The organism is Candidatus Poriferisodalis sp. (genome assembly GCF_965203655.1).
GTDB lineage: Bacteria > Actinomycetota > Acidimicrobiia > Acidimicrobiales > Poriferisodalaceae > Poriferisodalis.
This window is the reverse complement of record NZ_CBDBDD010000009.1, coordinates 299,440-321,941: the sequence shown is the minus strand read 5'-3', so window position 1 is coordinate 321,941 and position 22,502 is coordinate 299,440. Positions and strand designations below refer to the sequence as shown.

General features: G+C 67.3%; 18 protein-coding genes. 8 read left to right on the top strand and 10 right to left on the bottom strand.

The genetic code is table 11. The features are described from left to right. The first annotated feature begins 78 nt into the window (after positions 1–78). Together ACOGW9_RS12830 and ACOGW9_RS12825 are read left to right on the top strand one after the other, a co-directional pair. Positions 79–3,828 carry an AAA domain-containing protein gene (locus tag ACOGW9_RS12830; protein ID WP_419911844.1) on the top strand — a complete coding sequence of 1,250 codons (3,750 nt, stop codon included), beginning with the start codon at positions 79–81 and terminating at the stop codon, positions 3,826–3,828. 30 nt (positions 3,829–3,858) lie between these two features. After that, positions 3,859–4,125, top strand: a complete 267-nt coding sequence (locus tag ACOGW9_RS12825) for a hypothetical protein (RefSeq protein ID WP_419911842.1) — start codon at positions 3,859–3,861, stop codon at positions 4,123–4,125. On the opposite strand, the gene ACOGW9_RS12820 is transcribed toward ACOGW9_RS12825, so the two are convergent. Both ACOGW9_RS12820 and ACOGW9_RS12815 read right to left on the bottom strand, forming a co-directional pair. Beyond that, on the bottom strand, positions 4,122–4,580 hold the full coding sequence (locus ACOGW9_RS12820; protein WP_419911840.1) for a retropepsin-like aspartic protease: 459 nt from the start codon (positions 4,578–4,580) through the stop codon (positions 4,122–4,124). The two genes, ACOGW9_RS12825 and ACOGW9_RS12820, sit on opposite strands and share 4 nt — an antisense overlap. Next, positions 4,567–4,872 carry a hypothetical protein gene (locus ACOGW9_RS12815; RefSeq protein ID WP_419911838.1) on the bottom strand — a complete coding sequence of 102 codons (306 nt, stop codon included), beginning with the start codon at positions 4,870–4,872 and terminating at the stop codon, positions 4,567–4,569. The genes ACOGW9_RS12820 and ACOGW9_RS12815 overlap by 14 nt, the downstream gene beginning before the upstream one ends. Before the next feature lie 138 nt (positions 4,873–5,010). Between ACOGW9_RS12815 and ACOGW9_RS12810 the strand changes: the two genes are divergently transcribed. Further along, complete coding sequence (locus ACOGW9_RS12810; protein WP_419911836.1) at positions 5,011–6,141, top strand: Ldh family oxidoreductase; 1,131 nt, start codon at positions 5,011–5,013, stop codon at positions 6,139–6,141. Then, a complete protein-coding gene (locus ACOGW9_RS12805; RefSeq protein WP_419911834.1) occupies positions 6,138–7,313 on the top strand; it encodes an acyl-CoA dehydrogenase family protein in 1,176 nt (391 codons plus the stop codon). Before ACOGW9_RS12810 ends, ACOGW9_RS12805 begins: the two co-directional genes overlap by 4 nt. A gap of 32 nt (positions 7,314–7,345) precedes the next feature. Here ACOGW9_RS12805 and ACOGW9_RS12800 read toward each other — a convergent pair whose 3' ends face one another. Further along, positions 7,346–9,019: a thiamine pyrophosphate-binding protein gene (locus ACOGW9_RS12800; protein ID WP_419911831.1), complete on the bottom strand. Its 1,674-nt coding sequence runs from the start codon at positions 9,017–9,019 to the stop codon at positions 7,346–7,348. 137 nt (positions 9,020–9,156) lie between these two features. Next, entirely contained in the window at positions 9,157–9,681 is a 525-nt protein-coding gene (locus tag ACOGW9_RS12795) for a DUF4389 domain-containing protein (protein ID WP_419911829.1), read from the bottom strand. Between the two features lie 165 nt (positions 9,682–9,846). Here ACOGW9_RS12795 and ACOGW9_RS12790 point away from each other — a divergent pair, with 165 nt between their 5' ends. Beyond that, positions 9,847–11,142 carry an ISL3 family transposase gene (locus ACOGW9_RS12790; RefSeq protein ID WP_419909489.1) on the top strand — a complete coding sequence of 432 codons (1,296 nt, stop codon included), beginning with the start codon at positions 9,847–9,849 and terminating at the stop codon, positions 11,140–11,142. A gap of 89 nt (positions 11,143–11,231) precedes the next feature. Here the strand turns inward: ACOGW9_RS12790 and ACOGW9_RS12785 are convergent, their stop codons facing one another. Genes ACOGW9_RS12785 through ACOGW9_RS12775 form a run of 3 tightly spaced genes read right to left on the bottom strand, consistent with a single transcriptional unit; the run spans position 11,232 to position 14,349 of the window. Further along, entirely contained in the window at positions 11,232–11,816 is a 585-nt protein-coding gene (locus ACOGW9_RS12785) for a DUF4389 domain-containing protein (protein ID WP_419911828.1), read from the bottom strand. 60 nt (positions 11,817–11,876) lie between these two features. Next, positions 11,877–12,728 carry a phytanoyl-CoA dioxygenase family protein gene (locus tag ACOGW9_RS12780; RefSeq protein WP_419911826.1) on the bottom strand — a complete coding sequence of 284 codons (852 nt, stop codon included), beginning with the start codon at positions 12,726–12,728 and terminating at the stop codon, positions 11,877–11,879. Between the two features lie 37 nt (positions 12,729–12,765). Beyond that, a complete protein-coding gene (locus ACOGW9_RS12775) occupies positions 12,766–14,349 on the bottom strand; it encodes an FMN-binding glutamate synthase family protein (protein WP_419911824.1) in 1,584 nt (527 codons plus the stop codon). A gap of 133 nt (positions 14,350–14,482) precedes the next feature. Here ACOGW9_RS12775 and ACOGW9_RS12770 point away from each other — a divergent pair, with 133 nt between their 5' ends. After that, positions 14,483–15,577 (top strand): sucrase ferredoxin, encoded by a 1,095-nt coding sequence (locus ACOGW9_RS12770; protein WP_419911822.1) that lies wholly within the window; start codon positions 14,483–14,485, stop codon positions 15,575–15,577. Continuing rightward, the gene (locus ACOGW9_RS12765) at positions 15,574–16,797 is read left to right on the top strand and encodes a CaiB/BaiF CoA transferase family protein (RefSeq protein WP_419911820.1); all 1,224 of its coding nucleotides are present in this window, start codon (positions 15,574–15,576) and stop codon (positions 16,795–16,797) included. The genes ACOGW9_RS12770 and ACOGW9_RS12765 overlap by 4 nt, the downstream gene beginning before the upstream one ends. 55 nt (positions 16,798–16,852) lie before the next feature. Here the strand turns inward: ACOGW9_RS12765 and ACOGW9_RS12760 are convergent, their stop codons facing one another. After that, positions 16,853–17,374, bottom strand: a complete 522-nt coding sequence (locus tag ACOGW9_RS12760; protein ID WP_419911818.1) for a shikimate kinase — start codon at positions 17,372–17,374, stop codon at positions 16,853–16,855. 216 nt (positions 17,375–17,590) lie between these two features. Here ACOGW9_RS12760 and ACOGW9_RS12755 point away from each other — a divergent pair, with 216 nt between their 5' ends. Continuing rightward, positions 17,591–18,295, top strand: coding sequence for a three-helix bundle dimerization domain-containing protein (locus ACOGW9_RS12755; RefSeq protein WP_419911816.1), 705 nt, complete (start codon positions 17,591–17,593; stop codon positions 18,293–18,295). 53 nt (positions 18,296–18,348) lie between these two features. Here the strand turns inward: ACOGW9_RS12755 and ACOGW9_RS12750 are convergent, their stop codons facing one another. Both ACOGW9_RS12750 and ACOGW9_RS12745 read right to left on the bottom strand, forming a co-directional pair. Then, on the bottom strand, positions 18,349–19,932 hold the full coding sequence (locus tag ACOGW9_RS12750) for a trimethylamine methyltransferase family protein (RefSeq protein ID WP_419911814.1): 1,584 nt from the start codon (positions 19,930–19,932) through the stop codon (positions 18,349–18,351). Further along, a complete protein-coding gene (locus ACOGW9_RS12745) occupies positions 19,929–22,439 on the bottom strand; it encodes a GcvT family protein (RefSeq protein WP_419911812.1) in 2,511 nt (836 codons plus the stop codon). Before ACOGW9_RS12745 ends, ACOGW9_RS12750 begins: the two co-directional genes overlap by 4 nt. Between the last annotated feature and the right edge of the window lie 63 nt (positions 22,440–22,502).

Sequence of the window (22,502 nt, the reverse complement as noted above, 5' to 3'; positions counted from 1 at the left end):
CAAGTTGGTCGGCACTCGACGGACAGCACAACCGGTCCAGAGAGCGGTCTCGCAGGGCTTGGCTACGATGCCGCGACTATGTCGCTCGACGACCAGCGTCTTGATGCCGTGCGCTCAGCGGCAGAGCGGTGGCAGCGCGAGCTCTTGGACACGAGCGGGCGCAATCGACTGCGCAACTATCGAGACCTGAGGACGGGCACGCTCGATCTCACCCCAGGCGGGCAAACAGGGCTGAGCGCGCCTGCACTGGACCGGCTGCTGGCCGGTCGCACGGTGCGCCTCAGCGAACTCTTCGCAACGGCGGCGGCGCCGGACGCTGCGACGCCGTTGGATGATGCTCGACGGCGCATGACCAACATCCACAAGACAGCGCTGACCAATCTGGAAGAGAAGGGCATCGACACCTGCTTCGCGGGAATCGGCCTCGCTACGTGGAATGTCGATCAGGGCACGGAACCGAATGCACCGGTGATCCTCGTGCCGCTGCACACGGCACCGACGGGAGCCGCTACACGCGACTACGAGGTCTCGGTGGCCGGCGACGCGCACCTGAACCCGGTTCTTGCACACATCTTGCGAAGCGAGCACAGCATCGACACCGACGACACTGAAGCCGACCTCGCCGAGGATCCTCCCGCTTCGCTCGAAGCCTTCGATGAGCTGTTCGACCAGCTGGCCGGCGCATGGAGCGAGCTCCCGGGATTCGCCATCACGCCACGGGCCGTGTGCGGCAATTTCTCGTATTCGACGATGCCGCTGGTTCACGACCTCGAACAGAACACCGAGGCGCTCGCACAGAACGATCTCGTGGCGGCAATCGCAGGGGTCGCACACGCCCGTGATGCGCTCAGCGCTCAGGTGTGCGACCCGAGTCCCAGCCAGCCTGATGCCGATCCTCTCGAATCGGAGTTCCTGATCCTCGACGCCGATTCCAGCCAGCATCGAGCCATCAATCAAGTGCTCGGCGGCGAGTCGCTGGTCATCCAAGGACCACCCGGAACCGGCAAGTCGCAGACCATCTCCAACCTCATCGCAGCGCTCGCTGCCCGCGGCAAACGAGTGCTCTTCGTCGCCGAGAAGCGAGCCGCCATCGAGGCTGTCACCAAGCGGTTGAACCAGGCCGCACTGGGCGATTTGGTCATGGACTTGCACGGCGGCGTCACGTCTCGCCGCGACTTCGCATCCAACTTGGCTGCGTCGCTCGACAATGTCAGCAAGATCCCCGCTCAGGACTATGCCGACTTGCATGGCCAGTTGGCGGCTCGAAGGGGCGAATTGCTCGCGATGTCGGCGGCGCTCCACGAAGCCCGCGAGCCATGGAACCTCAGCGTGTGGGAGATCTATGAACGGCTGCTGGCCCATGATCCACCGGCCCGCTCAGAGCAGCGCCTAGGGGGCGACGCCGCTCGGCGAATCGATCGCGACGACTGGCGCACGCTGGAGAATCGAATCACCGAGTGGGTCGAACTCGGCGGCCCCTTGTTTCCCAAGCAGCACCCGCGCTGGCACAACAGCACGGTCACATCGCCGTCCGAAGCCCAGGCAGCGCTCGAGACGCTGCGGAGCGCCGCACACACTCTGCTCCCCGCTGCCGACCGCGAAATCCGCTCCTGTCTCGAGAGCGTCGGGATGCCCGTCTCGACAGAAGCATCCGATCGAGCCGATGTCCTGAGCCTCTTCGGCGAGATTCGGGCGCTGCTCGAACGCTGCAGCCCCGACGTGTATCTCCTTGATCTGGCTGCGCTGAACGCCGAATTCGCACGAGCCCGCGGCTCGTGGAAGCTCACCCAGGCGTTCTCGCGCAAGCTGCGGCAGTGCCGCAGGACTGTCGAGGACACGTTGCTCGACGGCGGCAGCAAGCGGCTGGGGGCAGACGAGGCAGACGAGATTGTGGAACAGGCACTGCACCAGCGGTCGACGTGGTCCGAGCTCGGCACCGATGGCCTGCCCCGACCACCCGTTGACCTCGATGCCGCGCTCACAGCAGCAGCCGAAGCGCTGTCGGCGCTGGTCCAGCTCGCCGAAACCGGGTTGATCGACCGGGCCGCTGCCGAAGCTCGGTCGTGGGCAGAGCTGTCGGCCGACATCGGCGCGCTCGCCGCAGACGCGCACGCTGCCCAGCGTCTGCCTCGGCTGCGTGAACTGGAATCAGACCTGCACGCATCCGGCGTCACAGACGTTCTCGCCTCGCTTGACGATGAGTGTTCCCCGAGCAAGGCCGCGGAGGCGGTCGAGCGCGCTTGGCTGAGCCAAGTCCTCGAGGAGATCCAGTTCGCCGACCCTCGAATCTCGAACTTCGACAGCGACCGCGCAACTCGCTTGCTGAGCGAATTCGCCGAGTTCGATCGGGATCACCTCGCTGCCAATCCGATGCGCCTCCGGCGCGAGGTCGCACAGAATGTCGTCGCTGCAATGGACGCACACCCGAGCGAGGCTGACATCCTTCGCAAGGAAGCTGCGAAGCGGCGCCGTCATCGCAGCATCCGCCGTCTGCTTGCCGACGCCCCGCATGTCCTGACCGCGCTGCGCCCGTGCTGGACGATGTCGCCGGTGCTCGTCGCCGAGATGATCCCAATGCAGTCGAGCCTCTTCGATGTGGTCATCTTCGACGAGGCGTCCCAGATCCCGCCGGCTGAGGCCATCAGCAGCCTCGCACGGGCCCGTCAAGCTGTCATCGCCGGAGACAGCCGTCAGCTGCCGCCCACGACGTTCTTCGGACGAGAGTCCTACGACCATGAAGGCGTCGAAGATGACACCGATTTCTCGACAGGGGACGTGGAGTCTCTGCTTGATCTCGCTGACGTCTTCCTTCGCGACGCAATGCTGACGTGGCACTACCGCAGCCGCGACGACCGCCTCATCGCCTTCTCGAACAAGCACGTCTACAGCGGCTCGCTGACCACGTTCCCCGGCACAGACGCAGCGCCGCCAGTGACGCACCACGAGGTCGAGTTCCGCGCGCTCGCCGCAGCGAACGGCACGCGTTCCAATCCCGACGAAGCCCGCTATGTGGCCGAGCGCGTGCTGGAACACGCACGCACCTCGCCGCACGAGACTCTCGGCGTGATCGCGTTCGGCCAAGCCCACGCCGACGCCATAGAAGGCGAGCTCAGCCGGCTCATGCGCGACCTCGAAGATCAGTCCTTGGATGCCTTCTTCTCCGAAGCCAATGAGGAGCGCTTCTTCGTGAAGAACATCGAGCGGGTTCAGGGCGATGAACGGGACGCCATCGTGCTGAGCGTCGGCTACCACAAGGACGCCAACGGGCGGCTGCTGTACCGGTTCGGTCCGTTGAATCAGGAAGGCGGCGAGCGGCGTCTCAACGTTGCCGTGACCAGGGCCCGCTCACGTTTAGCGCTCGTCTCCTCGTTCAGTCATCGCGACATGGCACCTGATCGTTCGTCAGCGCGGGGCGTACAACTCCTGCGTCAGTACCTGGAGTACGCCGATTCCCGATGCGAGGTGCTCGGATCGGCCGCACATGATGTACCGCTCAACCCTTTCGAACTCTCGGTACAGCGCGGCCTGCAACGTCGCGGCATTCCCGCCACGCTGCAATTCGCCGTCGCCGGCTACCGGGTCGACTTCGGGTGCGCCCATCCCGACAAGCCGGGGCTGATGGTGCTCCTTCTCGAGGCCGACGGTGCCAGCTACCACTCCGGCGCGACCGCCAGAGATCGAGACCGCATCCGCCAGCAGGTGCTTGAAGACAAGGGCTGGAGCGTTCACCGTATCTGGTCGACCTCATGGTTCACCGACTCCGAAGCCGAACTCGACAAGGCAGAAGAAGCTTGGCGCGAGGCGGTTTCTGCTGCGGACGCTCCGTGAAAGCCACAGCGATCGGCGAGTTCGTCGGCAATGCGGCCTGTCACCTCGCCCGCATCTCGCGGTGCCAGGCCAAACGTCGCCCGTGTCGGCTCGCCGGGAAGGCGGAACATCGGCGACTACACGCACGCCGAACTGGTGGCCCTCGCCCGCTGGATCAAGCGGGACACGCTGCTTCGTACCCAAGCCGATCTGATCTCGGAACTTGCCGCCGAGTTGGGTTTCAAGCGACTCGGCAGGCGAATAGTCGAGGCCCTGACGGCGGCGGCCAAGGCCGTCGGAGACGGGCCGACGGCCTAGCCGTGCCGGAATATGCGAACAGTGGCGGTGGGGCCGTTCCATTCCATGCGACTGCGACGGAGCACGTCGAGGCCAAGCAGCATGTCTTCTTGCAGCGTGTCGGCACGCCCGACGATCAGGTCTTGAGGCTTGCCGATGACGGTTCCGTGCGACACGAATGAGAACGCAACGGCGTAGCAGAGAGCGGTAGTCCGACCGGCGGCGGTGCGCAGCACCGTTGTGCGCGTCGGGTCAAGGCCGAGTGCCTGCGCGATGCGGTCGCTCATCAGGGACATCTGAGTACCGGTGTCGATCAGTGCCCTGCCGCGGACTGGCAGCGGCAGCGGGCGCGCGACCATTCGATGCTCTTGCACGTCGACGGCCGTGGCGTTCAACTCGAAATCGACGCGTGCGCCGCTGCCGGTGATGCGGGCCGTCAGCGGCCATGGGGCAGCCGCGGACTCAATGCCGGGCACCCAACGAATTCACCATCAACTCTGGGTCGGCCTCAAGGATCGGCTTGACGCAGAAGCGGCGGGCGGCGGGGTCGGCATAGCCAGCGCGAATCGCGTCCCATTCGTCGTCCAACACTTGGAGCAGCGGCACCAGTCTTGAACCGCGGTCGATGAGCAGCGCCCACTGACCGGGATGGTCAGCGACAAGCGTCGATCGAAGCTTCTCAAACCGCTCCTCCAAGCGGGTGAGCACAGCATCGGGCTGCGCCATGGCGCCCATGTTGGCGAATTGGGCCTGCTGCAACTGGCTCACTCCGGCAGCATCGCACATCGTCGCTCGGAGTCCACATCATTTTCCTGACTCGCTCATTCCCATGTCCGTCCGGCGCGAAGCCGCGGCTGCCGGTGTACACACTCGCGTACGGTTCGATATGGAGGCAGGCGAAACGAGATGAGCGAGCAGACGGCGAGCGGCGAGACACTGCCGCGGGGGATACCTGACGACCGGCCGGCTGCGGGCGACGAGACAGCGCCCGTGTCGTTCCGGCTGGACGAGCTGCGCCCGTGGGGCATCAACGCGTATGTCGCCGCCGGAATGGCACCTGCGGACGCGGCGACGGTGGTGGACAACCAACTGTGGTCAGACCTGCGCGGTGTGGACACCCATGGGTTCCAGCGGGTCAGCTGGTACGTCGGCTGGTTCCGCGACGGCACCACCGACCCGACTGCACAGTGCGAGATCGTCACCCGCACGCCGTCCGTGCTGGTGGCCGACGGGCACCACGGTCTCGGCCAGCTGGTGATCACCCGCTTCATGGAGCAGCTCATCGAGGCGGCTCGCGACAGCGGGCTGGTGGTGGGCGTGATCCGCAATTCCAACGATTGGGGGTGCGGCGCGAACTACCCGTACCACGCTGCTGAGGCCGGGTTCGTCTGCTACGGCACGACCACCTCGGTGCCGAACCTGGCGCCGTTCGGCAGCCGCCGCAAGCTGTTTGGCAACAACCCGATCGTGTGGACGTTCCCCCGTCGTGACCAGCCGCCGATCGTGCTCGACATGGCCATCACACCCGTGGCGCTCGGCAAGGTGCTGCGGGCTCGCTCGGAGGGTGCCGAGATCCCGGTGGAGTGGGGATTCCTGGACCGCGACGGCAATCCCACGGTTGATCCCGACGTGGCGATGCGCGGCATCGTGCCTGCGATCGGCGGATACAAGGGCATCGGCATGATCACGGCCTCCAACATCGCCGCAGGGATCCTGGCCGGATCGGCCCACACCGGCGATGTGGCGGTGGGGCGGCGAGGGCAGTTCTTCCTGCTGACGGACCCGGGCGTGTTCCGCGATCGAGACGGCTACTACGACGACATCGAGGACATGGTTGCCCAGATCCGCGCTGCTGGAGAAGAAGACGTGTTGCCGGGTCAGACCGTCTATCTGCCGGGCGAGCTTGAACAGCTCGAGATGGACCGGCGTGCCGCTGCTGGCACCGTCAGCTATCCGGCGTCGGTGGTGCGCTCGCTCCGCCGGGTCGGCGACGAGCTGGGCGTGCCGTTCGAGTGCGCGCCGGTGGCGACGTCATGAGTGACAAGCTGCTGAAGCTGGCCGCCGAGTGGGGCCCGACGCTGCGGGAGCGCAGCACCGAGATCGACGGGCTGCGGCAGCTGCCGCAGGACCTGGCCGATGCGCTGGCCGCCGATGGCTTCTACCGGACGCTGGTGCCTCCCGAGCTGGGCGGGCTGGGCCTTCCACCGGCGATGGTCGCCGAGATCAGCGAAGTGCTGGCCATGGGCAATGCCTCCGCAGCGTGGTGCACGTTCATCGGCGCGACGTCGCAGATCATGTTCGCCGCGCTCGAACCGGCCCAGCTCGCGGAGGTGCTCGAGAATCCCGATGTCATCACCGCCGGGGTGTTCGCACACTCGGGAACGGCCTCGGCTGCACAGGGACCTGGCGGTTCCGACGGGTACGTGGTGAGCGGCCGCTGGGCATGGGCCTCGGGATCGCACAACGCTGCGTGGATCTCGGGCGGCGTGCAGATCGTCGATGGCAATGCCGCTGGTCGCGCTGGCGACGGCCCCCAGCCGGCGCTCGGCCGGGCGTTCTTCCGGCCCGACGACATCGCGCTCCACGACGACTGGTACACAAGCGGTCTGCGCGGCTCGGGATCGAGCACGTTCGAAGCTCACGAGGTGTGGCTTCCTGCGTCACGCATCGCCTACGAACGCTCCATCCTGAAGTCGTCGTACGCCGCCGAGCCGCTGTACCGCATGCCGCTGTTCGGTCTGCTGGCGCTGCCAATCGGAGCAATCGCTCTGGGGATGGCCCGGGCCAGCGTGGACGAAGTCATCGACATCGCCAAGTCGAAGGTGCCCCAGGGCTCGCGGCGCACGCTGGGCCAACGGCCGGCATTGCACAGTGCCGTCGCGGTGGCAGACACCGAAGTGCGTGCTGCGCGAAATCTGCTGTATGCGTCGATTGACGCTGCGTGGCAGCGGGCGCAGCACGGCCTGTCCGATCTTGAGCAGCGCCGCGACCTGCGCACGGCGACCACCCATGCCATGCAGACCAGCCTCCGAGTCATCCAGTCCATGAACTCCGCCGTCGGGGGCACGGCCGTCTTCGAAGCATCCCCGCTGCAACGCCACCTGCGCGATGCCCAGACGGCCTCGGCTCACTTCATGGTGGGTATGCCGGTGATGGAGCTGGCCGGCCGCACCTTCTTCGACCCCGACACCGACATCTCTGGCCTCTGAGCACTGCGCGGCCCCGCCCGCTGGGCTGGCGATCAGTCGTCGCGCCGGCGTTGGTGGGCGGGCAGCGGGAACGTGATCGGGATGAGCGCAGTGAGGTCGATGTCGATCAGCGACGGTCCAACAGGACCTGATTCGCCGCTGGCACGGGCAACCGCTTCGCCGAAGGCAGCTTCGAACTCGGCAACGCTGCGCACCCGCTGGGCCGGCACGCTCATGGCCTCAGCCACAGCGACGAAGTCGATGCCGCCGATCTCGGTGCCGTGGTGGGAATCCCACAGGGCGTCCTGGATGATGCGCAGCACGCCGTAGCCGCCGTCGTTGAAGACGCACACGATGACGGGCAGGCCGTGCTCGGCGAGCGTCGAGATCTCCCCTACCGACAGCATCAGCCCACCGTCGCCCTGGATCACGACGGTCGGCTGGCCGGTGGCGAGCGCCGCACCGACCGCCATCGGCACGCCGGGGCCGATCGCCGCGTTCGCCGCCCGGATTGACGTACGCGGGGCCACGATCGGCAGCAGCCGGTTGCCCCACATGTAGCCGGGCACGGTGGTGTCACGCACAATGCGGGCCTCATCGGGCAGCAGACGGCGGATTGTGTCGCAAATTGCCGCGTGGTCGGGTCCGATCTCGTCCCGCATCGCCTCGATGTCGGCGGCGCGGTGCTTGCGGGCCCGCTCGACGTAGCCGTCGTCGACGGCGGGCGCGCCGTCACCCAGCCGCTCGAGCAGCCCGGCCAGGCTGAGCTTCGCATCGCCGACGACAGCCAGCGACGCCGGGTAGTTGAGACCGATCACGCCGGGGTCGGCGTCAAGGTGGATCAGCTCGTCGGGCAAACGCAGCGCCCAGACCCGGGTTGCGTAGTTCTGGAACCGGGTGCCCACGGCCAACAGCAGATCGGCTTCAGCGAAGACATCAGCCATCTGGGGGCGGTCCGAGCGGAAGCCAAGCGACAGCGGGTGCAGCTCGCTCAGGGCACTGCGGCCCTCGATGGTGGTCACGACCGGCGCGCCCAGACGCTCAGCCAATGCGGTGAGCTCCGCTGACGCATCGGCGCTGACGACCCCGCCACCGGCCCAGATGAGCGGCCGCTGCGATGCTGCCAATCGCTCGGCAGCATCGTCGAGCAACGATGCATCTGGACGAAGGCGGGGCACCTCCGATGAGCCGGCGATAGATCCGCTGCCGACCTTGGCGTACTGGAAATCGATCGGGATCTCCACAGCACCGGGCTGCGGGCGACCGGTGCGGATGTCGTCCGCGACGCGGGCGATCTCGGCCGAGATCTCGCTGGGGTGCCGTACCGATGCAACGCTGCGGCACACCGAGCGCAGCATGTCGACCTGCTGGTCGTTCTCGTGCAGGAAGCCCTTTCCCTTCCCGTAGAAGCGGGACTCGGTCTGACCCGTCACCATCAGCACAGCCGAGCTGGTGAACGACGCCTCGTACAAGCCAGGCACAGCGTTGGCTGCGCCGGGGCCGGTGGAAGTGAGCAGCACGCCCATCTCGCCGGTAGCGCGGTAGTAGGCGTCAGCAGCGTGCGCGGCGGCCTGCTCATGGCGGACCTTCACCACCTCGATGTCGTCACGCACCGACAGCGCCTCATACATCGGCAGGTTGTGCACGCTGACGATCCCGAAGACGTGCCGCACACCCAAGCGTGCCAGCGTCGCTGCGACGGCCTCGCCGCCGGTCATCTCACTCATCGCAGTCGCTCACCTCGGGCCTCGATCACCGCCCGAACGGTAGCCCCGCGGCACACCGGCACGCCGGGGCGGATGCCGCTGCGATATGCGACGAACGGTGCAGCGGACTCGGCTTCGCTGCCGGCTGGCGCTGGGAACTACGCGTCGAGGCTGAACGGTGGATACTGATCGGTCAGCAGATGCAGGTAGGCGTTCATGCGCAGATTCACCCCGAACCACGAGACAACCCACCCGCGCATGCCTGCGGGCCAACGGCCGGTGAACAGCACAGCGAAGAAGCCAAGTACGACCAGAACCACTGTGATGAGACCAGTGATCGCAGTGAACACCAGAGCCGGGATGACCAGGATCAGCCGGAACGCAACCGTAAGCCGGTTGCGGTCGGTGAGCTGCGGCTCGATGTCGACGGCGACCGGTGTGCTTCCGGGTTCTGGCGCAGACATGTCGAACTCGAAGGGCGGGTACCGCTCGTGCAGGAAGTCGAAGTAGGCGTACAGCCGGACGCTGTAGCGGAGATACATGGACTGGAAATCCGCCAAGCCCTTGGGCAACTTGCCGGTGAAGACGATGGCGAGCCAACCGAACAGATTGAGCAGCCATGCAATGTGCTGCAGGATCTCGAAGATGATGAGGTGCGGGATCAGCAGCAGCCAGTGGACCAAGGGTCGCCAGTTGGCGATCCGCTCCGGTGACTCGACGGTGACGGAAGCCGGGTAAGCCGGCTCTTCGCGTTTGAGGGGGCAGTAGGGGTGTGAGGGTGCGGGCCTGAATGGGAGGGATCCCCCAGAATCGGAGGTGTTGATGCTTCCGAGTGCTGGAGGATCCCTGTGGAGGCTGACCCTACGCGTGTCAATCGTGTGCTGGTGGGCTTGGGCCCCGGCGTGGAGGTGGTCGGTGTTGTCGACCGGGCTGGGCGGCCGTTGGGGGTGCATGTGCGGCTGGGCGGGGACCGGCCGTGCTGCGGGTCGTGCGGCAGGCGGGCGTGGTCGAAGGGGTCCCGCTGTGTGGTGCTGGTGGATCTGCCGGTGTTCGGGCGGCCGGTGCGGCTGGTGTGGCACAAGCGTCGCTGGCGCTGTCCTGATGCGGCCTGCGCTGTGGGGTCGTGGACCGAGCAGGACTCCCGGATCGGGGCTGCGCGTGGGCTGCTCACGGCCCGGGCGGCTCGCTGGGCGACCCGCCAGGCGGGCGCGGGACGCGATATCGCAGCGGTGGCCGCGGAGCTGGGCTGCGGCTGGCACACGGTCATGGCCTCGGTGCGGCGCTGGGGCGAAGCGCTGCTCAACGCTGACCGGGGCCGCCTCGACGGGGTGACCGCGCTGGGGATGGACGAGATTCTCGTCGTGCGGCGAGGCCGCTATCGGCGCAAGACGTGGGCAACCACCGCGGTGGACGTCCGCAGGGGCCGCCTGCTCGATGTCTTCCCTGGTCGGACTGCCAACGCCGCCGCGGCGTGGCTGCGCAGCCGGCCTCCGGGATGGCGTCGTGCGGTGCGCTGGGCGGTGCTGGACCTGTCGGGGCCCTACCGCAAGGCGTTCGGCGACGCGCTGGCGCACGCCCGCCAGGTCGCGGACCCGTTCCATGTCGTGCGGCTCGCCAACAGCGTCCTCGACGAGGTGCGCCGACGCGTCCAGAACGACACCCTGGGCGGACGCGGCACCAAGCACGATCCGCTGTATCGGATACGCAAGCTGCTCGTCATGGCCAAAGAACGCGTCGCCCGAGCCGGACAGGCGAAGCTGCAGGGCCTGCTCGCCGCCGGCGACCCCCACGGCGAGGTGCGCGACGCATGGCTGGCCAAAGAGGCCGTCCGGGACATCTACCAGGTGCCCACACGCCGCTGGGCCACAGCCGCGCTCGACGAGCTCGCCCGCGATCTCCAAGACGACGCGTACAGCCCCGAGCTGAACCGTCTCGGACGCACCCTGGCCGCGTGGCGCCCCCAGATCACCAACTGGCACGCCTCCCGAGCCACCAACGGACCCACCGAGGCAGCCAACAACCTCGCAAAACGCGTCAAACGAGTCGCGTTCGGATTCACCAACTTCGACAACTTCCGAATCCGCGCGCTGCTCTATGCCGGAAAACCCGACTGGACCCTCCTCAAAACCCTCACTCCCCCCTAAATCGCGGAGAACCGGTAAGCCATGCCGCCGAACCTACTTGGAAGCCCGGAACGCTCGATGCATGGTCGAGCGGCGGGCGAGAACAGGCTCTATGCGGCGGCGCTGAAGGGCGGGTACTTGTCGGTGAGCATGTACATGAAAGCCAAGTAGCGCGTGTGGGCCCGGTAGAAGCCGATCACGAAGCTGCGCATGCCTGCGGGCCAGCGGCCGGTGAACAGGATGATGAGGTAGGCGATAGTGACCACCACAACCACGAGATACGAGTAGACGGTTACGAAAACGATCTGCGGCAACCCGTAGATCGGACGGAACAGTGCTGCCAGACGATTGCGGCTCCCCGACGACACTGCGATGTTCACCGCCACCGGCAAACCGCCCGGATCCTCTGCCGAGGAAGGGAATTCAAACGGCGGGTACTGGTCATGGATGATGTGCACGAACGACAGCACACGGTGGTAGTAGCGGATGTACATCACTTGGAAGCTCGCGATGCCTGCTGGCAGCTTGCCGGTGAAGAGAACCGCGAGCATGGTCAAGATCGCGAGCAGCCAAGCCACGATGTGGAACACGGCGAGGATCACGAAGTGCGGGATCAGCATGATCCAGTGGACCAGCGGACGCCAGTTCGCCACGCGCTCTGAGGGTTCGACGGTAACGGAGGCTGGATAGTCCATCCCCCAAACTTACTCTCGCCCTAGTAGTCACTGCTACTAGTTCGGCGGACAGCGGCTGCGCTATGCCGCGACGAGCGGGAACTTGTCGTTGTCAGCGGGATATTCGCCGGCTACCGATGTCGTGTCGTCATCGCCCACGATGGGATCACACCCCGGATGGGGGTACCACACTGCGTCGTCGCCCAGCCAGCGGGTGGACAGTGCCACGCGCCGGTGATCGCCGGCATTGCCCGGCGATCCGTGGATGATCCACGACGAGAAGAACAGCGCATCGCCGGGCTCGACGTCGAACCCGATGATGTCGTACGCGGCCCGGTCGGCCTCCACATCGGGCATCTTCTCGCCCTCGAAGTCAGCCATGAAGCCCTTCGTGCCGTCGAAGGACTCGGGTGCGTAGTAGGCGTCCCAGCCGTGCGAACCTCGCACGAACTCGAGCGAGCTCTCGGCCACGGTCACCGGTGTCATCGCCACCCACGCAGAGCAGATCTGCTTGCCCAAGAAGGGCCAGTAGGGGATGTCCTGATGCCACGGCGTGGGGTTGGCGGTCCGCGGCTCCTTGATGAGCAGGTGGTCAAAATAGAAGCGGGCGGTATCCGATTCCATCAGCGCCGCGGCCATCTGCGCCATGCCCGAGTTGAAGACGAAATCGCCGATGACCGGATCGATGTCCCAGCGGTACCGGCTTGTGAACAGCCGGTTCTCCGACGCTCCCGGATTCGTATCTGACACCCACTTGCCGGGCTCGCGCAGCTGCTGGTCGGCGACCTCGAGCACCCGTTCGACCCACCCGTCCGACACCGCATGGGTCACCTTCACCACGCCGTCTGCGGCGAACACCGCCTTGTGCTCGTCGGTGATGCGCTCGGCGGCGTGCGAACTGGCCTGGATCGGGTGGCCATAGGGGCGGCTCATAGCTCCTCCTCGACGCGAATGGCGGGGCTGGCTGCGACTAGGCAGCGCCTGCTGACGATTCCGATGCGAGAGAGTTTGCCAGCGCTTCGGCGTCGGTTTGCGCGTCCTTGGCCGCCCGTGCGTTCACGGCCTCCAGCAGGCCGGCGATGCGGGCTGGGCTGTGCGTGCGCTCCGGGGTCACGCCGAATGCATGATGCGCCGGGATGAGGTCGCCGAAGGGGCTCACCACGTTGACGTTGTCGCCCCCGATGAGCCCCGGGTGGGGCACTCCGCATGCATCGGCCAGCCGGAACAGTTCCTTGCGCAGGCCCACGACGTAGTTGGCGAGCCGCACGCTCTTCAGCGTCGGGTCGAGGCCGCGAGAGAGCCACTTGTTCTGTGTTGCCACGCCGGTGGGACAATGGTCGGTGTGGCAGCGCTGCGCCTGAATGCAGCCGATGGCCATCATCGGCTCGCGGGCCACGCCGATCATGTCGACGCCGATGTTGAACGCGAGCGCGGACGGGGCCGGAAAGCCGAGTTTGGCAGAGCCGATCATCACGATCTCGTCGGTCAGGCCGGCCTCGCCGAAGGCGCGATGCACGACTCCGAACGCCCGCCAGAACGGCAATGCCACGTGATCGGTGAACACCAGCGGCCCAGCACCGGTACCGCCCTCGGCACCGTCCACCGTGACAAAGTCCGGTCCACGACGGGTCTCGGCCATGTGCTGGGCCAACTCGGTCCAGAAGGCCTCCTGGCCCACCGCCGACTTGATGCCTACCGGCAGACCGGTCGCCCCGGCCACCTCTTCCACGAAGTTCACCAGCTCGGCCACGCTGCCGAATGCAGAGTGCCGGCTGGGGCTCACCACGTCCTTGCCGACCGGGACGCCACGTGCCTCGGCGATCTCGGGGCTCACCTTGGCCCCGGGCAGCAATCCTCCGACACCGGGCTTGGCGCCCTGGGACAGCTTCACCTCGATGGAGCGAACCGGCGCCCCCTCGACGGTTTCCAGCAGGCGATCCATCGAGAAGGTGCCGTCGGGGTTCCTGCACCCGAAGTAGCCGGTTCCCATCTGGAAGACCAGGTCGCCGCCGCTGCGGTGGTACTTCGAGATACCGCCCTCGCCCGTGTTGTGCATGCAGCCGGCCATCTTCGCCCCGCGGTTGAGCGCTTCGATCGCCGTGCCTGACAACGATCCGAAGCTCATTGCCGAGACGTTCACAATCGAAGCAGGGCGGAATGCCTTGGCTCGGTTGCTCCATGCGCCCATGACCTTGCCGCACGGCAGCGGCGCATCGACCGGCACGGTGCGGCCCAGCGGGAAAGGACTGTGGCGGAACGTGATGTGACCGGGCTTGTCTATCTCGTCATCGGTGCCGAAGCCGAAGTACGTGTTCTGCTCTTTGGCTGTCGAGTACACCCAGCGTCGCTCGTCCCGGTTGAACGGCCGCTCCTCCTCGTTGTGAGCGACGATGTACTGCCGCAGCTCGGGGCCGATCTTCTCCAGCAGGAAACGGAGATGGCCGATGACCGGGTACGTGCGCAGGATCGAGTGCCGCTTCTGAATGCTGTCGTGAATGAACACGATCCCAAGAAAGGCCCCGACGCTGATCAGCAACCACAGCCACCACGGCACGTACCCGAACCTACCGCGAGCCCGCACAACGCCTGGGCAGCGCCATGGTGAACCTCTGCCGACGGTTCGGGGGACGCACGCTCGGCGCAGGGTTCATCAGGCCGCAGCCAGAACGGCTTCCTATGCTGGCCCGATGGCAGCGGCACCGGAGGGAACAGCGTCCCGACCGGCGCAGCCGACCGAGGGTGCTCTGCCACCGCTCGAGCCCGATGTGCTCGCGCTGCTGCCGGCTGCCGACGAGGCGCCGCGCTGCTCCGCGCACGCTGCCGGCATCGGCACGGACCCCGGCGGAACCGCAATCAGCGCCGGGGCAGTTGCGCTGATCGAAACACCGCTGCCCTGGCCAAAGCCGGTCTTCGCCTCCGGCCTGCTGGAGGGATTCAGACCGATGATCGATCTGGCGACGGGCGCGACGCGCGTCCTCGCCACGGTGCCGCCGGACGAGCGCACGAGGTCCGACCGGATTCCTGTCGTGCTCCATTCGCGTGCCGGTGCCGGGATCCAGTCCGCGTACTTCGAAGCCGCCGACCCCGCCGGACTGCGCCAGCTCTTCGCACACCTTGAGCACAACCTGCCATCCGACCCGATTCCCGACGGGCAGGGATTCGCATCGCTCGGCTGCACCGAAGACGAGCGGGCAGTGCTGATCTGCACCCAGGGCAGCCACGACGTGTGCTGCGGCAGCGAGGGCTCCCGCCTCGCAGCCGACTTCGAGGGCGCGCTGCGGGCCTACCGCCGCGCAGACGTCAACGAGCCCTATCCGGGCGCGCCGACAGCCAGCGGGCGGGTCTCCGTGTACCGGGTCAGCCACACCGGGGGGCATCGATTTGCCCCCACCGCGATGACACTGCCCGACGGCCGCATGTGGGCCGGCATCGAGGCCGGTGAACTGGCCTCCATCTTGGATCGGACCGCGGACGCATCCGCCTTGGCGCCACGCTGTCGCGGCTGGTGGGGGGCTGCGACCGGGCCCGCCCAGGTGGGCGAGCGGGCGGTGCTGGCCGAGATCGGGTGGTCGCTCGAATCCATGGCGCGCGAGGTGCGTTTCCGACGCACCCCTGACGCCTGGGAGGTCGACGTGATCGCAACATCCGCAGGGCGTGCGTGGACCGTGACCGTGCACGAAGGGCGCACCGTGCCGACCATTGCGTGCCGTGCGATGGGCGGATTGCCCGCCAAGCCGGCGACCGAGTTCATCGTTACCGACATACGGGAGCAACGGAGATGACATCACCCCTCGAGGGCATCCGGGTCACCGAGTTCGCCAACTTCGCGGCCGCGCCGTCGGCCGTGGCGATCATGGCCGACCTCGGTGCCGAAGTGATCAAGGTGGAGGCGATCGGAGGCGATCCGATCCGCGGGCTGATGAAGCAGGCCAAAGTGCCCGACGGCGTCCACAACCCTGACGTGGCGTTCCAGTTCATCAACCGAGGCAAGCAGTCGATCCAGCTCAACCTCGAGGATCCCGACGGCTCAGCGATTGCGCGACGCCTGGTCGCGGCCTCCGATGTCGTGGTCATGAACCTGCTGCCCGAGCGCCGCGACCGCTTCGGCCTGGGCACCGACGACCTGATGGCGCTGAAGCCCGACCTGGTGATCGGCGTGCTGTCTGGCTACGGGGAGGTCGGAGACGAGATCGACCGGCCGGGCTACGACGTGACGGCCTTCTTCTCACGGTCGGGCTTGTACGGCGCCTCGACGCCTCCCGGAGGCGCCCCGCCGCACGCCCGGCCAGGCCAAGGAGACCACACCACGAGCCTGGCGTTCTTCGGCGCGATCATGGCCGGGCTGCGAGCCCGGGATGTGACCGGCGAGGGCCAGGTGGTGGAGTCGTCGCTGCTGCGCACTGCGACCTGGACCATCGCCATCGACATGTCCACCTCGCTGGTGGACGGTCGACCGAACACCGAACGTCATCGTGACAGCGGCCTGTCGCCCATGCTCGAAGCCTTCGAGTGCGCGGACGGGCGCTGGCTGCACTTCACGATGCCTGACACCGGTGACGCATGGGAACGCTTCTGCAAGGCCATCGAGCGCGAGGACCTGCTGTCCAATCCCGACTACCAGACCGGCCGGCAGCGATTCCGGGCGATGCGCGCACTGCTGGCCGACATCGACGACACGCTCAAGTCACAGCCATCCGACTACTGGATGCCCCGGCTGGACGAGCACCGCTGCATCTGGGCGCCGATCAACGACACGGCGCAAGCAGCGCAGGATCCGCAGGTGCGCGCAACCGGCGCCTTCGAGACAATTCACCACCCAGAGGCCGGCGACTTCGAGACGATCGCCGCTCCGTTCCGTATGCACAACTCTCCCGACGTGGGCGTGCGCGGCCCCGCGCCACGAGCCGGCGAGCACACAGCAGCCCTGCTGGGCGATCTGCTCGGCCTGGACGAGAGCGAGATCGCCGACTTGACCGAGCGCGGCATCGTCGCCTCCGACTGAGCATCCCCTGACGATCCGCCGGCTTTCGACAGCCGGTCAAACGTGCTGTCGCGGGTCAGGCTTCGAGGCGCTTGATGATGTCTGCCGCTATGTCCTGCGGTGAGCGGCCCGCTGCGTGGACCTGCTCGAACTGCCCGTAGCCCGCGGCCCGCTCGTCGAGGAGCCGGGCAACTGCGGCGGCCGGGTCGTCGCCCGCAAGCAATGGCCGCACCGGGCCATCGACATCGGCCCTCAGGCGGCGGAGGATCTCGTCGACACTGGCGGCGAGACAGAAGACGCGACCCGTGGCGGTCAGCGCGTCGGCATTGGCCGAGTCGAGAAGCATCCGACCGCCAGTGGCGATGACGTGCTGCCGACTGCGGGCAGCTTCGGCAGCCACCTCCCGCTCGAGTGCTCGGAAAGCACGTTCGCCCTGCTCGGCGAAGATGGCGTTGATCGGTCCGTGCCGGGCCACGATCACGTCATCTGTGTCGATGAACGTCCAATCCAGCTCGTGTGCGACCAACCGACCGACGGTGGTCTTGCCTGTCCCCATGAAGCCAGTCAGCACCACGTTGAGATCGAGCGAGCGCGCCACAGGATCACGCTAGGAGGCCGAGCCGATCGGCGACGCCGCCTCGCCCGGTGCATTGCGGACCGTGGAGGCGCAGCGATGCCTAACGCAAACATCGCGGAAACATCGGCCAACGATGCCGCGACATCGCTTGATCCCGCTCCCGGTCGCCGCTTACCTACGACGCTGAGCCGGATGCCGCGCGGCGGCAGCTGCGCGGCCGCACACCCAGGAGCACCTATGTCCACGAACTCGACATCGGACAGCGCTGCGCCGCGCAACTTCACGGCTAGCGACCACGAGGTCGGCCTGCCGGAGTTCACCACCGAGCAGCTGCTGCTGATCAAGCAGGGCTCGGCTCGGCTGCGCGACGAGTTCGATGGCGTCTTCAATGCCGAGACCATCGAGCGCTACATGCTCGACTCACGCACGAAGCTCAAGGCCGGGGCGAGGCTGCTGGACTGGCTACCGCTGCTGATCGAACGCTTCACCCGCGACCGCTTGCGAGCGCTCAAGCGTCTCGAAGTCGGCTCGCTCGACGTACCTGCGGTGCTGTTCCTGTGCACGCACAATGCGGGGCGCTCCCAGATGGCGGCCGGCTGGCTCCGGCACCTTGCGGGCAGCCGCGTCGACGTGTTCTCCGGCGGCTCCGACCCGGGTCTCGAAACCAACGCCGCCGTCATCGAGGCCATGGGCGAGATCGGTATCGACATCACCGGCGAGTACCCCAAGCCGTGGACCGATGAGATTGCCCGGGCGGCCGACGTGATCGTCACCATGGGATGCGGCGACGCCTGCCCGATCTTTCCGGGCAAGCGCTACGAGGACTGGGAACTCACCGACCCCGCCGGCCAGCCGATTGAGGTTGTGCGGGAGGTACGTGACGACATCGGCCAGCGCGTCGGCGCGCTCTTGGCCACGCTCAATATCCCCGCGGCGGCCTAGTCGCTGCGCTCACGGGCCGCTCGGGCCACGGCTTCGCCATTCGGCTCAGCCCCTTAGGAGGCGACGGCAGTGGTCGAAGGGCCTTGCGGTTGCAGGCCGATCGGGAAGGCGTCCCGGATGGCGGCGTCGACAGCAGGGCTGATATGCGACGGCCAGTGGTTCTCCAGCGTGGCCACCACATGGTCGTGGGCGACATCGTGCGCGGCCCGGCTGCCAGCCTCGGTCCAGTCCTCGGGAGTGTCCCGGTTGGACACCAGCGGGTAGAGGTACTCGGTTTCCATGAGCTCGAGCGTCTGCGGCGAGCCCAGGAAGTGCCCCGGCCCCGCAATGACCTCGCCGATGAGCTCTGCCGACAGGGTGTCGGCATTCACCTCGATGCCGCGCACGGTGCGGTTGATGGCGCCCAGCATGTCGTTGTCGATCACCAGCGCCTCGTGCGAGCACGCCAGCAGGCTCGCCAGCATCCCCGCCGACTCATAGACGATGTTCGCTCCCGCATGGCCGGCTAGTCCGACGTTCAGGCCCTTCTCGTAGCCGGCTTGGGCGTCGTTCACCTTGGAATCGGTCATGCCTGCCGCCACACCGGTGGGCAGCCCGAGCCAGTGGCCCACTTCGGCCGCTGCGGCGTTGAGAATTCCTTCCTCGCCCGATCCCCCGCTCATCGCGCCCGTGCGCAGGTCGGACACGAACGGCCACAAGCCCAGCAGGCAGGGATGCCCAGGCGACAGCAAGTTCACGAAGGTCAACCCCCCGAGGCACTCGGCCACCGCCTGCGCCAGCGCGCCTGCGAGCGCCGCAGGCGCAGTGGCGCCGGCCTGCAGGGCCGACAGCAGGTTGATGGGCATGCCCGTGCGCACCTGTGCCACCAGGCACCTGGCCGAGTCGTAGGCAAAGCGCAGCGGTGGTACGACGAACGTGTTGTTGGCCGCGATGAACGGGCGCTTCGCGAACTCACCCTCGCCTCCCAGCACGAGATCGAACATCTCGACCGACTCGTACACCCACTCCGGCTCGAACCACGACGATCCGCCCGGCTTGGTGGTGCTGCACATCACTGCGTATGCCGTGGTCATGTCGAGGTCACGGGTCTCGACCATGTCGCGTGCCACCACCGTGCGCACGTAGAAGTGCAGGTTGTCGAGCGTGTCGACCAAGCGGCCGCAGTCGTACACGTCCTGCGCGAGCGAATCGCGGAACGTGCCCGTCTCGTGGTCGTACATCATCACCGCAGCGCCGGACGTGCCGAAATAGACGTGCTCACCGCCCACGTGCACCGACTGGTCGTCGTCGAAGCCGTGCCAGATCCACTCCTTGGCCGCCGTCTCGATGGCGCGCTCCACGACGCCGCGAGGCAGGTGAATGCGTCCGTTGTCGTCGACCCACCCGCCCGCAGGCATCGCCGCCTCGACGAACTCGTCGAGGGGATCGCCCATGCCGACGTCTTCGAGCAGCCCGAGTGCGGTGTCGTACACCTGCTGCATGTCGCTCTCGGTCAGCGGTTTGAAGCGACCCGCGGGCAGACCCGGGCGAACAGGCCGGCGATCACGCTCGGGAGCAGCTTCGCGGACGGCGATGCGGCCAGCCCGGCCGCCGCCGCGGCGCCGCCTGGGCGCCTCACTCGTGTCGGTATCGCTCATGACCGCAATCCCCGGTTCTGCGGGTCGTAGGCCGCTTCGGCCAGCACAGTCGCTGTGCGCCGCTCGCCGAGCAGATCCAGCTCGAACGTGCTGCCGGGGGCTTCGAACCGGGGGTCGACGTACACGAAGGCCAAGCTGCGGCCCACGGTGTGGCCCCAGGCGCCGCTGGTGCCGATGCCCATGGGCTCGTCGCTGCCCGGCGCGAACGCCGGCTCATTGCCGCGGAGGTCGTTGCCCATCGAGCCCATCTCGGTGTCCACCTCGCAGTACACGAGCACCATCGACAACGGCTCGCCCTGCTGCTCAGATTCCCGGCGAGCCTGTGCCGCGTCACGGCCGAGGAAGGGACGGCTGTAGTCCACGAAGCGCCCGAGTCGGGCCTCGACCGGCGTGATCTCGGTGGTGAGTTCGCTGCCCCATGCCTTGTAGGCCTTCTCGATGCGCATGACATTCATGGCGTAGCTGCCGAAGTGCACCAGGCCGTGGGGCTCGCCGGCTTCGGCGACTGCGTCATACACGCGGGCCAGATCGTCCATCGGGCAGTGCAGCTCCCAGCCCAGTTCGCCGACGTAGGACACCCGCAGCGCAATGACGGGCACGCCTGCCACCGAGATCTGCTGGGCAGTCAGCCAGCTGAATGCGTCATTGCTCAAGTCGGCGTCGGTCACCGGCGACAGCACGTCACGAGCACGCGGGCCGGTCACTCCCAAGATGGCGGTGCTGTCGGTGGCGTCGCGCACGCTCACCTGCTCGCCGGCCGCGACGTGATCGCGCAGCCAGTCCAGATCGTGGCTCTGGCCCATTATGGCGGAGGCCAGCCAGAACCGGTCCGGCGCCAGCCGTGCAATGGTCATCTCGCACTCGATGCCGCCCAGCTCGGTGAGCATGTGGGTCAGGCGAATTCCGCCGTCGCGCCCGGGCAGGCGGTTGGCCGACAGCCGATCCAGCAGGGCCGCCGCGTCAGGCCCGGTCACCTCGAACTTGGCGAACGCGCTCAGGTCGGCCACCCCGACGCGCTCGCGAACGCCGCGCACTTCGGCGCCGACAACGTCATGCGCGTTGGAGCGACGGAACGAGTGCGCTTCAGGCGTGCCGTCGGGCGAGAAGTACTGGGGGCGCTCCCACCCGTAGATCTCCTGCCACTGCGCTCCCAGCGCGTCGAAGCGTCCCCACAGCGGCGTGGTCTTGACCGGCCTGCCGGCGGCTCGCTGCTCCCCCGGCAGCCGCACCTGGTACATCTCGTGGTACTCGTCGAGCGCCTTCTCGAGAACGAATTGCGACTTGGGGCCGGTGTGGTCGCCGAAGCGGCGCGGATCCATGGCGCGCACGTTGATCTCGGTCTGACCGTGGACCATCCACTGCGCCAGGAACTTCCCGGCGCCCGGGCCCTGGGTGATGCCGATGGACGCCCCGTTGCAGTGCCAGTAATTGCGCACCCCCGGTGCGGGACCCATCAGATAGCCCGAGTCGGGGGTATGGGTGATCGGCCCCGACACGACCTGCTTGATGCCCGCGTCGGACAGCACGCCGATGCGCTGCTCGGCGAAGCCGAGGCATTCTTCGAGCACGTCCAGGTTCTCGCCGGGCAGATGGAAGTGCAGGTCCCAGTCGATGCCGTCGACGCCGTAGGACCGGGATCCGGACATCTCGTACGGCCCGATGAGCAGGCCGTCGATCTCCTGGCGGTAGTAGCAGGAAGCACGGGGATCGCGCACTACCGGCAGCTCAAAATCGAGGGCTTCGACCTCGGGCACGGTCTCGGTCACCAAGTACTGGTGGATGACCGACACGATCGGCACGTCGAGCCCGATCATGGCGCCGAGCTGGGGTGCGTAGTGCCCGGCGGCGTTCACGACGTGCTCGCAGTGGATGGTGTCCTGCTCGTCGTGGCCGTTCGAACCGTTGCGGCGCCGGCCCGGATCGGCGCCGCCGCGCACGATCGTGACATCCCAGCTGCCGTCGGGGCGCTGGGACATGCCGGTCACGAGCGTGTGGCGCATGATCCGGCAGCCCAGATCGCGGGCCCCCTTGGCCATGGCGTTCGTGCAGCTCGACGGATCGGTCCAGCCGTCATGGGGTGTGTAGAAGCCGAGCCGTACGTCGTCGAGATCGGTCAGCAGCGGGTGCCGTTCAGCAATCTCGTCGGGCCCGATCAGGTGCGATTCGACGCCGATCTGGGTGAGCATGGCGTGGACGTAGTGGTGCCAGTCGGCCTCGTCGGCCGTGCGCGCCAGCCGTATGGCGCCGCAACCGTGCCAGCCCGCCGACAGTCCTGTTTCGGCCTCCAGGCGTGGGTAGAGCGCGACCGCCTCCTGGTGCACCTTGGCCATGTTGAGATCGCCGATGAAGTTGGGGATCAGACCGGCCGCATGCCAAGTGGACCCGGAGGTCAGCTCGCCCTTCTCCACCAGGATCGTGTCGGTCCAGCCCTCGTGCGCGAGGGCATACAGCAGGCCGGCCCCCATGGCCCCGCCCCCGACGATGACGCATTGCGCTTGCTCAGGCATGCTCAGTGATGCCGGGCCTGCTCAGACATACACAGGTCCCCATGTGTCCAGGCCAGACGTGAG

Coding starts and splice junctions, on each gene's coding strand:
- ACOGW9_RS12830 (WP_419911844.1), top strand. CDS start 79: ATGTCGCTCGACGACCAGCGTCTTGATGCCGTGCGCTCAGCGGCAGAG.
- ACOGW9_RS12825 (WP_419911842.1), top strand. CDS start 3,859: ATGCGGCCTGTCACCTCGCCCGCATCTCGCGGTGCCAGGCCAAACGTC.
- ACOGW9_RS12810 (WP_419911836.1), top strand. CDS start 5,011: ATGAGCGAGCAGACGGCGAGCGGCGAGACACTGCCGCGGGGGATACCT.
- ACOGW9_RS12805 (WP_419911834.1), top strand. CDS start 6,138: ATGAGTGACAAGCTGCTGAAGCTGGCCGCCGAGTGGGGCCCGACGCTG.
- ACOGW9_RS12800 (WP_419911831.1), bottom strand. CDS start 9,019: ATGAGTGAGATGACCGGCGGCGAGGCCGTCGCAGCGACGCTGGCACGC.
- ACOGW9_RS12785 (WP_419911828.1), bottom strand. CDS start 11,816: ATGGACTATCCAGCCTCCGTTACCGTCGAACCCTCAGAGCGCGTGGCG.
- ACOGW9_RS12780 (WP_419911826.1), bottom strand. CDS start 12,728: ATGAGCCGCCCCTATGGCCACCCGATCCAGGCCAGTTCGCACGCCGCC.
- ACOGW9_RS12770 (WP_419911822.1), top strand. CDS start 14,483: ATGGCAGCGGCACCGGAGGGAACAGCGTCCCGACCGGCGCAGCCGACC.
- ACOGW9_RS12765 (WP_419911820.1), top strand. CDS start 15,574: ATGACATCACCCCTCGAGGGCATCCGGGTCACCGAGTTCGCCAACTTC.
- ACOGW9_RS12755 (WP_419911816.1), top strand. CDS start 17,591: ATGTCCACGAACTCGACATCGGACAGCGCTGCGCCGCGCAACTTCACG.
- ACOGW9_RS12750 (WP_419911814.1), bottom strand. CDS start 19,932: ATGAGCGATACCGACACGAGTGAGGCGCCCAGGCGGCGCCGCGGCGGC.
- ACOGW9_RS12745 (WP_419911812.1), bottom strand. CDS start 22,439: ATGCCTGAGCAAGCGCAATGCGTCATCGTCGGGGGCGGGGCCATGGGG.